Source organism: Salinarimonas sp. (genome assembly GCF_046292825.1).
Classification (GTDB): domain Bacteria; phylum Pseudomonadota; class Alphaproteobacteria; order Rhizobiales; family Beijerinckiaceae; genus Salinarimonas.
Genome location: NZ_JBKBQG010000008.1, coordinates 104,894 through 113,869, shown reverse-complemented (window position 1 = coordinate 113,869; position 8,976 = coordinate 104,894). Strand labels below are relative to the sequence as shown.

14 protein-coding genes are annotated in these 8,976 nt (G+C 65.4%); 9 read left to right on the top strand and 5 right to left on the bottom strand.

The window, feature by feature from the left end:
* Both ACK4UM_RS06630 and ACK4UM_RS06625 read right to left on the bottom strand, forming a co-directional pair.
* Nucleotides 1-284, bottom strand: a 284-nt coding sequence (locus tag ACK4UM_RS06630; protein ID WP_409797069.1) for a hypothetical protein, incomplete at its 3' end; no start/stop codon positions are given.
* Between the two features lie 3 nt (nt 285-287).
* Nucleotides 288-581: a hypothetical protein gene (locus tag ACK4UM_RS06625; RefSeq protein WP_409797067.1), complete on the bottom strand. Its 294-nt coding sequence runs from the start codon at nt 579-581 to the stop codon at nt 288-290.
* Nucleotides 582-828: 247 nt separating this feature from the next.
* Between ACK4UM_RS06625 and ACK4UM_RS06620 the strand changes: the two genes are divergently transcribed.
* The 9 genes from ACK4UM_RS06620 to ACK4UM_RS06580 all read left to right on the top strand — a co-directional run bounded on the left by ACK4UM_RS06620 (nt 829) and on the right by ACK4UM_RS06580 (nt 7,840).
* On the top strand, nt 829-1,656 hold the full coding sequence (locus ACK4UM_RS06620; protein ID WP_409797065.1) for a hypothetical protein: 828 nt from the start codon (nt 829-831) through the stop codon (nt 1,654-1,656).
* Between the two features lie 418 nt (nt 1,657-2,074).
* Entirely contained in the window at nt 2,075-2,269 is a 195-nt protein-coding gene (locus ACK4UM_RS06615; protein ID WP_409797064.1) for a hypothetical protein, read from the top strand.
* A 284-nt stretch (nt 2,270-2,553) separates the two neighbouring features.
* The gene (locus ACK4UM_RS06610) at nt 2,554-2,919 is read left to right on the top strand and encodes a phosphoglycerate kinase (RefSeq protein ID WP_409797062.1); all 366 of its coding nucleotides are present in this window, start codon (nt 2,554-2,556) and stop codon (nt 2,917-2,919) included.
* A 566-nt stretch (nt 2,920-3,485) separates the two neighbouring features.
* Entirely contained in the window at nt 3,486-3,716 is a 231-nt protein-coding gene (locus tag ACK4UM_RS06605) for a hypothetical protein (protein WP_071923249.1), read from the top strand.
* A gap of 505 nt (nt 3,717-4,221) precedes the next feature.
* Complete coding sequence (locus ACK4UM_RS06600; RefSeq protein ID WP_409797060.1) at nt 4,222-4,773, top strand: plasmid mobilization protein; 552 nt, start codon at nt 4,222-4,224, stop codon at nt 4,771-4,773.
* Nucleotides 4,763-6,463, top strand: a complete 1,701-nt coding sequence (locus tag ACK4UM_RS06595) for a relaxase/mobilization nuclease domain-containing protein (RefSeq protein ID WP_409797059.1) — start codon at nt 4,763-4,765, stop codon at nt 6,461-6,463. Before ACK4UM_RS06600 ends, ACK4UM_RS06595 begins: the two co-directional genes overlap by 11 nt.
* Nucleotides 6,464-6,540: 77 nt before the next feature.
* A complete protein-coding gene (locus tag ACK4UM_RS06590) occupies nt 6,541-7,158 on the top strand; it encodes a plasmid pRiA4b ORF-3 family protein (RefSeq protein WP_409797057.1) in 618 nt (205 codons plus the stop codon).
* Nucleotides 7,159-7,262: 104 nt separating this feature from the next.
* Nucleotides 7,263-7,712 (top strand): type II toxin-antitoxin system ParD family antitoxin, encoded by a 450-nt coding sequence (locus ACK4UM_RS06585; protein WP_409797055.1) that lies wholly within the window; start codon nt 7,263-7,265, stop codon nt 7,710-7,712.
* A complete protein-coding gene (locus ACK4UM_RS06580) occupies nt 7,712-7,840 on the top strand; it encodes a hypothetical protein (protein WP_409797054.1) in 129 nt (42 codons plus the stop codon). The genes ACK4UM_RS06585 and ACK4UM_RS06580 overlap by 1 nt, the downstream gene beginning before the upstream one ends.
* A gap of 108 nt (nt 7,841-7,948) precedes the next feature.
* Here the strand turns inward: ACK4UM_RS06580 and ACK4UM_RS06575 are convergent, their stop codons facing one another.
* Genes ACK4UM_RS06575 through ACK4UM_RS06565 form a run of 3 tightly spaced genes read right to left on the bottom strand, consistent with a single transcriptional unit; the run spans nt 7,949 to nt 8,965 of the window.
* Nucleotides 7,949-8,281, bottom strand: coding sequence for a type II toxin-antitoxin system PemK/MazF family toxin (locus tag ACK4UM_RS06575; protein WP_409797052.1), 333 nt, complete (start codon nt 8,279-8,281; stop codon nt 7,949-7,951).
* On the bottom strand, nt 8,275-8,526 hold the full coding sequence (locus ACK4UM_RS06570) for a hypothetical protein (protein ID WP_409797050.1): 252 nt from the start codon (nt 8,524-8,526) through the stop codon (nt 8,275-8,277). Before ACK4UM_RS06570 ends, ACK4UM_RS06575 begins: the two co-directional genes overlap by 7 nt.
* Nucleotides 8,527-8,575: 49 nt before the next feature.
* Nucleotides 8,576-8,965: a hypothetical protein gene (locus ACK4UM_RS06565; RefSeq protein WP_409797049.1), complete on the bottom strand. Its 390-nt coding sequence runs from the start codon at nt 8,963-8,965 to the stop codon at nt 8,576-8,578.
* Nucleotides 8,966-8,976 lie beyond the last annotated feature (11 nt).

Here is an 8,976-nt window from a genome sequence, read left to right as displayed (position 1 = left end):
CGCACGCCCGAATTGCTGTTGGTCGTGCAGAGCACGCCGTCATTGGCAATCTGATAGGTGCCCCGCGCGCTCATACGGCTATCGTCATACCGATAGGTGCCATCCCGCGAGAACATGAACGTTCCTGTTCCCTGACTCCATGCCCGCCCAACAAAGGTGCTACGCACCTGATCAGCCGTCAGACGGTTGCCGTTATCGGCCGCTGCTGTCTGGCAGGCCATCAGGCCCAGCATGAAAAGCGCGGCGAAGACCGCGCCGCAGCGTGACAAGCTCGGGAACATCATTGTTTACCTCGGTAGCGCGGCTTTGATGCGGTCGAGGATCGTCAGCGACTCCCGCATGGCTCCGGTGTCGTTCTGTTGATGGGCGCGGTCGTGCAGGGCGCGGCCCCTTTCGAGTTGCCGGGTAAGGTCGGCTTTCCTGTCGGCGGGCAACGAGGCGGCGGCCAGCTGGGACGCCACGTCCGGGTATTCCGCCGTACCCCTGCAGGCAAGCGCGCTCGATGCGCCCGCCACGGTGAACATAAGCCCGCCTAAGAGAAGTGCGGCAGGCCACAGGAAATGTTTGTGTTGGTTGGTCATAGGTGGCCCCGGCTTCCGTAAAGATTGTTCATGCCGCCCGCCTCATATGCGAACAGGCGCACGACTGCGACCCGTGCGACGCGCCGCCCGATTATTTTCATAAGGGTGGCTACCAGCAGGTGTCACCGGCAAAGTTGGAAGGCATGGAAAAATCGGAAAACGCGCCGAATAGGCGATCCTTCTCAAAAGCTTGATCGGGAGTCCCGGTCTGGCTAGAAAGGAAAAAAGAGCCGCGTGAGGGGACGGCATGGGGGATAAGTTCGCCAGTTTTGCAGAATGGTGGAAGCTGTTTGATGCTTTGTGCATCGAGCGCGGCCATGTCGATAACGACCAGCTTGCCAGCGAATATTGCAACCTGACCAAGAAAAAGGCGGACGGCGCGTACGAGAGTGCGCTGAAAAGCCTGAACAATTGGCGCAGGGGGTTGCACACCCCCAGCCGCCGCAACTTCCGCATCCTGACCCTGCTGCTTCGCGTGGAGGACATGGCCGATGCGCTGCCGTACTGGCACCGGCTTTATGAAGATGCCCATCGGCGCACGCCTGCCACCGAACAGGCCAACGGCGACGCGAACGGACACACGGGCACCCCCGAAGGGATCGCACCGCCCCATCCTGCTACAGCGTCCCGCCGCGTCCATCACTGGCAGATTGCCGGTATCGTCGCCCTTGTGTTGTTGGCCGCTGGCGGCGGCATGATCGGATTGAGCGGTTGGCAGGAGTCGGAAAGCGCGGCCATCCAAAGGAAGCGGCCCGAACCCGGCCCGCGTGTGATCGACATGACTGACCAGCGCATTTATTGGCGTGAGCTTTCTGAGGTGAGGGTAGGCGAGTCGGTGGTGATCCACGCAAAGCGCGGGCGCTGCGGCGAGCAGCCGCCATCCTGGGAAGATGTGTTCGAGTATCTGCCGGAACTCGCCACGGGCGTTTGGTCAGATGGAGGGGTAGGCTACCGCGTCAGCCGCTCATGTGGCGGAGCGACGCCCGCTAGGGCGGTCGTGTTCACGGCCACGCGCCCCGGAGAAGATCGGTTCATGCTTTACGAAGACCCCATCACGATCCGGGTGGAAGAGTAGGAGCGCTCTCTATACGGACATTGCGGCGAGGCTTGTTCGACGCCCCATGCTTGGCATGGGAGCCGGGTGTGATCGCGGCTATCATCAGGCAGATTCCCTACTTCCGACCTCAGGTCGCTTCCGGTCGTATATTGAGCAGAGGAGCAAGCCAAGCATCAAATGAAGCGCGGCTGTCTCCGAAGACGCCGACCGCCGCCTCGCCGCAGCCGAGGACAGCGACGATCCCGACGACTGGGATGCGTGGAATGAAGCCGACGGCATCGCGACCGGCTTCAAGCTCGCCCTTCAGGAGCTTGCCCGCGAGGCTGCCAATCCTGAGCCGACGCCGCCCGCGCCCGCTCTCAGCTACGACGACTGGCGCGATGCCTATCGCCCCGTCCTGAACACCTTGCGCACGGATGCGCCGTTCGACGGCTGCATGTTTGAGATCTTCGGCCCCGAACTCGATGCTGTTCGTGCGGCCGACCCGGCTTGCGTCTGGACGCTCGTCAGCAGCGATGACGACGACGGCCTCTACGTTCTGAGCGGCTTCCATTTCGTCGATCAGATGGGATACCTCGTCACTGAGCGCCCATGGCAGGGCGACGGTCAGCTCGACATCCGCGTCGACTGACGGTGCGTTCCGCCCCCGTCGCTTTGGCGGCGGGGGCGTTTCGTGTGTCCCATCGGCGGCTCTTCGGCGGAGGGCGCAGGCATCCAGTCCCGATTCCTTCCGGTCGGTTGCCCGTCCTTTGGAGGTTCCGCGTCCCTGGCAGGCGGCGCCTTGCCGTCCATGACCTGCCCGCGCCGGCGGGTCGGTGCCCCGCCCGTGTTGGTCAGGACGGCGGCGGCTCATGCAGCCCGCCCTTTCGGTCGCGTCCGTCAGGACGATCCACCAACGACCGAAAGGAGATCATCATGGGACTGGATATGTACGCCTTCACCACCGCCGAGCCCGTCGCGGCCGCAGTGGACTTCACCACCGAGACCGCCACCGAACTCGCCTACTGGCGGAAGCACCCCAATCTGCATGGCTGGATGGAACAGCTCTATCGCGCCAAGGGCGGCACGGACGCCGACTTCAACTGCGTGAACGTCGCTCTCGACGCGGACGATCTCGATCGACTGGCGCGTGACATCCGCAATCAGGCGCTGCCACACACCGAGGGATTCTTCTTCGGCACAACTCGCCCCGACGAGATCGACCTCGATCTCTCCTTCATCGAGAAGGCGCGCGCGGCCATCGCCGAAGGGAAGACGGTATTCTACACATCCTGGTGGTAAGCGCCGCTCGAACGAGGCCGCCCGCGCCAAGGGCGGCCTCGACCGCGTTTTCCGCCAGTATACCCTCGACGGACGCGGGGTCGGCTGGCCGGTGCGTCATGCGGTCAGACGTGGGCGGCTCCCATCGGGCTCCGCTGGCGCGACGCTGCTTCTGACGAGCGGCGTCTGCGAGGCGCGACGTGGCGAGCTGGCCCCGGCACAGGCGTCGGTCGGCCGACACGGGTCTTATGAAGGTGAAGGTCACCCCGGCGGCTGACATCCTCACGGTCAGCGGGTCGGCGGTCAGGCATGCAGGGCGGGGCTTGTCCCCCTCCGACGCACGCGACCGATGCGGGCCTTCCAACTGGGCAAACTGGCGTCGGCGGCGTCCGCCGCAACGGCGCTGCCCGACTTTCTTCCCCGGCGCCGATGGCGCCTTCCTCGCGGTCGCTGCGCTCCAAGAAAGACCGGCCTCGCCGTCTGCCGCTGCGCTTCGCCCTTCGGGTGCGGCTGGCCGCCCTTGCCGACGCCTCACGTTGCCCATGGAAGGCCGCGGTCGCGGCCACAGCAACGGAAGGAGGCAAACCATGAACACCCTGCACACCATCGACACCGACTACGAGCTGACCTGGGACGAGTTCCTGATCACCGTGGAGGACCTGCACCTTATCGAGACCGGCGCCGACCTGGCCGACGACGACTACGCCACGGTGCTCGCCGCCTTCGAGCGCGGCCTCAGCCCGAACGGCTGTGTCATGAGCATCATCGACGCCCGCCGCCCGTTCGACGCGCGCGAGCACTGGTTCCACGCCGCCTGACCCGGCGGCGGCCGGAAACCCCAGCCCCGTCGGGTCTCCCGGCGGGGCGTTTCGCGTGCCTGTCCGCCGGCAGTGTTCGGGCGGCCGCGACGGCGCTGACGCGCCTCCGTCCGCCCGCTGGCGCTGTGCCGGGTTTCGGCGGCGATGTTGTGTTGGTGGCCGTTGGCAGGTGTTGAAGCTTGTGGAGAATGGCGATTGCGGTTAGTATCGCGTTGTCCATCGTTGAGATTAAGTGTCTGACCTGTCAGTCCGAATCCACTCCACCCTGTGGACCGACCCCATAAGTGGGGGAGGGTTTTCGTGTCACAGGGGGGGAGGCAAGATGGATGTTGTGTTACAAAAACTCCCGCGTCGAGGCTGCCGCCCCGACACCGGCCGCGGCTTCGCCGACCGGCCCGGCGGGAGTTTTCTCCAACCAACAGCGCCCGCATTCGACCCCCTGACGGGGTCTCAAGCGCAGCTCATCTTGCTCTGCGAGGCGACCGGAAGAGGGGGCATCTGAGCCATGGCACGGCCAACCCTCGATCCCCAGCGCAGGCGCTCCGAGACCCTCAACCTTCGGCTCTCCCCGACCGAGATGTACGACCTGCGGCGCCGGGCGGCCGAGGCCGGCGTGACCCTGGCCGACTATGCCCGCGCCACCCTGACGGGGCGGCGGCCGAAGCCGAAGCCGGTCAAGGACCGGGTCATGGCAGCGCTGCTTTACGAGCTGTCGTCCATCGCCACGAACCTCTCCCAGCTTGAGGATGCCACGGGCGAAGCCAACTTCGGCCAATGGGCACGCTATGTCGGCGGCGAGCTGGTCGAGCGGGTGACCGACCGCCACGAGCTGACGCCCCTCATCGAGGAGCACCTGGAGGCGATCAACGGCGCCGGGCACATGGTCAACGCCTTGGCGCGGCGCGCCAACATGGGCAAGCCGCTGGACGCGGGCGAGGTCGAGGAAACCCTCTCCATCCTCCGCCGCGTGCTGGAGCCGATCCACCGTGCGGTGAAGCGACCGGCCAAGGCAGGCGACGGCGTGCCCGATCCTGGAGACGGGCCGGATGCGCTTTAAGGTGCCCGCCCGTCAGCCCGAAAGCTTCCGGGCCTCCGCCCTCTATCTCGCCGGCCGGGTGAAGGGCCTGTCGCCCGACCGGGTGGAGTTCGTCGAACGGCGCAACCTGCACACCGACGATCCGCGCTCGGCGGCGGCCGTCATGGACGCGACCGCCCAGAAGTCGGCGCGGTGCCGCCAGCCGGCCTACCACTTCATCGTCACCTTCGATCCTGACGACGCGGCGGCGGGGAAGGTGACGCCGGAGCTGAAGCGCCGCGTGGCGCAGCAGGTCATCGAGCGGATGGGGCTTACCGAGCACCAGCTCCTCGTCTATTCCCACACCGACACCGACCACCCCCACCTGCATTTCCTGGTCAACCGGGTGCACCCGACGAAGCACATTGCCTACGACCGGCATCAGGACGGGCGGCGACTGACTGGCATCGTGCAGGAACTGGCGCGCGAGCACGGCCTCAACATCCTGCGTAACCGCGAGTACGAGCGCCAGCTCGGCCGTGAGGTGGTGGAAGATTTCGGCCCGGCCCCGACCGATGCCGAATACTGGCGCGCCCGGCGCGAGGACCGCGAGGCGCAGCGGCCCTTCGACAAGGATGCCGTCACCGACCTGCGCCGCCGTCTGAAGGACGACTTCATCCGCGCCCGGGAGTGGGATGACCTGGCCGAACGGCTCGCGGCCAAGGGCATCACCATGGAGCGCAAGGGGCAGGGCCTGGTGCTTACCGACGGCGAGCGCTTCGCCAAGCTCTCCGACATGGGAAAGGGCGTGCGCTTCCATGTCCTGGAGGAACGCTACGGCGAGAGCTTCGACGACCACATGGCCCGCCGCGCCGCCCGCGTCGCCGAGCGGGACCGGGGCAAGGAAGATCGCGCCCCCGACACCAGCGGCATGGCCCCGGCCGAACGGCGGACGGTGGAGGGGATGTTCGACGAGGAGCCCGATCGCGATTCAGCCGAGGCCGCCGTGCGGCGCTTCGACCAGGCGGACATGGAGTTCCGCTACTGGAGCCAGATCGAGGCGTCCTACCGCTCTGCCGCCGGCAAGGTGCGCTACGCCGAACGCCAGCAAGCCTTCAACGAGAAGCAGGTGCACCGGGACGAGGCGTGGCTTGGCAAGCGCAGCCGCAGCCTCGACGAGATTCTGGGCAAGGTCTATCGGGACGCCGCCAAGGCGCGGGCGATCTGGGATGACTTGGAGGAGAAGTTCGGCATCCGCGACGCCGAGCGGATGATCGAGAAGGACCCCTTCATCCTCGGCGCGGCGCGGGGCATCCGGCTGGGCGACACCCGCACGGCCGATCGGCGGGAGGCCAAGCGCTATTTCCGCTACATCGTCGAGCGCCGCCAGCGCTGGCGTGATGCGAAGAACCGGCTGGAACACACCCGCGCCGAGATCGAGCGCGCCCGCCAGCGGGTGAAGCTCGCCGTGCGCGAGTACGAGCTTCTCCAGCATGTCGCTGGCTCACCGCAGATGCTGCGCGAGACCATGCTGGAGAAAATCAAGGCGCGGGCACGCGCCCTGTCGCGGGTGACCGAAAGAGCCATCGAGCGCAGCCGCCTCGCCGACGAGCGGCGCGAGCAGTTGCACCGTGCCTGGCGCGTGGCCAAGGAAAAGCGGCTAGAGCGGGAGCGCAAGCGCGAGCGAGGCCGGGCGTTCGGGCTCGACCTCGATCTCTTCGACAAATATTGATCGTTGGTGTGCACGCCGTTTTGTCGAATGTTCGAGTGACCGGCAGGGTCGATGGCGACAAAAGAGGGGAACAGAGTATGCCCAGCAAGAGGAAGCCCGCTGTCGCAAACACGGCATTTCAGCTCAAGGTTCGGATCGAGGGCATCGAGCCGGAAATCTGGCGGCGCCTCATCGTCCCGGCTTCGCTGACGCTGCGGGAGCTTCATGCCGTCCTGCAAGGCGCCATGGGCTGGCAGGACTACCACCTGCACATGTTCGAGATCGACGGAAAGCGTTTCGAGGTGCCGGAAGATGACAGGATCGGGCCGGAGGACGGCTATGCGGACGAGCGGAAGCAGGCGCTGCGGTCGATCCTCTCCAAGGGGATGCAGTTCCTCTACGTCTACGATTTCGGCGATGATTGGAGACATTTGGTCACGGTCGAGGATATCGCCGCTTCTGCCTCTGTGCGCCAATTCCTGCCGCGCTGCATCGCCGGCGCGCGCGCATCCCCGCCGGAGGACTGCGGCGGCGTCCATCGCTACCCGGAGTTTCTGGAGGCGCTGGCCGAACCCGACCACCCGGAACACCTGGACATGGTCGATTGGGCAGGCGGCTTCGACCCGGAGGTCTTCAGCTTGTCGCAGGCAAACGCACTGATTGGGGCGCTGTGTGCGTTGTACCGGGAACGCGGCTGGGGCTTTGACGCAGCGTGATGCGGCTTGAGGCGCGCAGGCCCGGCGTCTCGCTGAGCAAAAGTAACAAAGATTGATATTATTGGACATCGCACCTATCCTCTTGCTTGGAGAGGTATAGGCCGATGAACGTCTCGTTGACATCGAAGCTGGAAGAGTTCGTCCGACGCAAGGTCGCGTCCGGGCTGTACAGCAATGCCAGCGAGGTGATCCGCGAAGGGTTGCGCCTCCTCGTCGAACGGGAGGGCGCTTCAGAGGCAGCCCAGCACGCCCGCCCGCCGCGCAAGGCGGAGCTTCATGCGCAACTCGCGGCGCTGGAAGGGCCGCTCCGCGAGAAGGGGATCACGTCTCTTGCGCTGTTCGGGTCGGTGGTCCACGGGGATGCGCGGCCTGACAGCGATATCGACGTCCTGGTCGATGTCGATCCGAAGGCCCGCTTCAGTCTCGTCGATCTCGTGTCCGTCCAGAACCTTCTCGAAGAACGCATCGGCCGCAAGGTCGATGTCGTGACACGGCAGGGTATCGAGCCAACCATCAGGGACCGCGTGTTCAACGAAGCCGAAAGCGTCTTCTGATGGCGAAAGACCCGAAACTTTACGCCGACCATCTTCTCGAAGCGATCGCCAATATCGAGGAGGATATCGCCGGAATCGGGAATATCCTGCGTCACGATTACCACGACAGCCATCCGGTCATCTTGTAGGAAACCTGCAAGAAAGACTTGGCCCGTCTCAAGGCTGCCGTCATTCGCATCCGTCGCGAACTCGCGCGAGAGAAATCGCGGGACAGGGACTTGAGTCTCTGAGGCGACTTATTCGTAGGCGAACATCTGCTGGAGCAGGTCGGCGACCTCGCGGCAACGTGGCTCCGGCAGGCGCCCGAGATGCTTGGCGAGGCGCGCCTTGTCTACCGTCCGTACCTGGTCAAGCACGACCTGTCCCTTCTTCCGCTGGAAGGTGACATCGACGCGGGTCGGATAGTCCCGCCGCACGGAGGTCATGGGGGCGATGATGACCGTGCGGATATGCCGGTTCATCTCGTCCGGCGAAATGACCAGGCACGGTCGCGTCTTTTGGATCTCCGAGCCCAGCGTCGGGTCGAGGTTCACCAGATACACATCATAGCGTCGGACATCGGCTACCACTCCCATTCCTCCTTGTCCCAGTCATGGTCCATCGTGTCGGGGACAAGCGGGGCGTCGTCCTTGGCCGCGGCCATCTTCGCGAACGCGCCGTCCCAGCCATCGCGAGTGCGGCGGGCGGGCGCCAGCACGACGATGCCGTGCTCGACGCGCATCTCGATCTGGTCGCCGAAGCCGCATTCCTTGATGACCGAGCTGGGAATCCGCACGCCCTTGGAATTGCCGATCGGGATCAGGTTCACTTTCATGTCCAAGTCCTCCTATGTAATCACAATGTAATTACCTTGGTTGGCAATGTCAATGGTTTGCCCTGTCCGGCAGCGACGGGGGCCGCCCGTCGCCCGTCCAGAACGGGATAGCGTTCCGGCGGTCGTGCCAGCCGATGGTGAAGCCGATATGTGCCTCCCCGGCGGTGGTCACCACCGTGGCGATGCAGCGCCGGTAATCCCCAATGGCGCCGCGCCGCAGTTCTGTTGCGCCGTAGAGGCCGAGAACGGTTTGGCCGCTCTGAGCGTCGAGCGCGGCGCGCACCTGATCGAGGGAGCGGGCCTCGTCGCAGCGCGGAAGTTCCGTTGGGCTCCCATGCGCGTCGCGATGGAGGGACACCGCGAGCGGGATGGCCCAGACCGTGGCGACCAGCAGGCCGAGGAAGGCATACCCGCCGATATCGTGATTGAACGGTTTCATCCTTTCGTCCT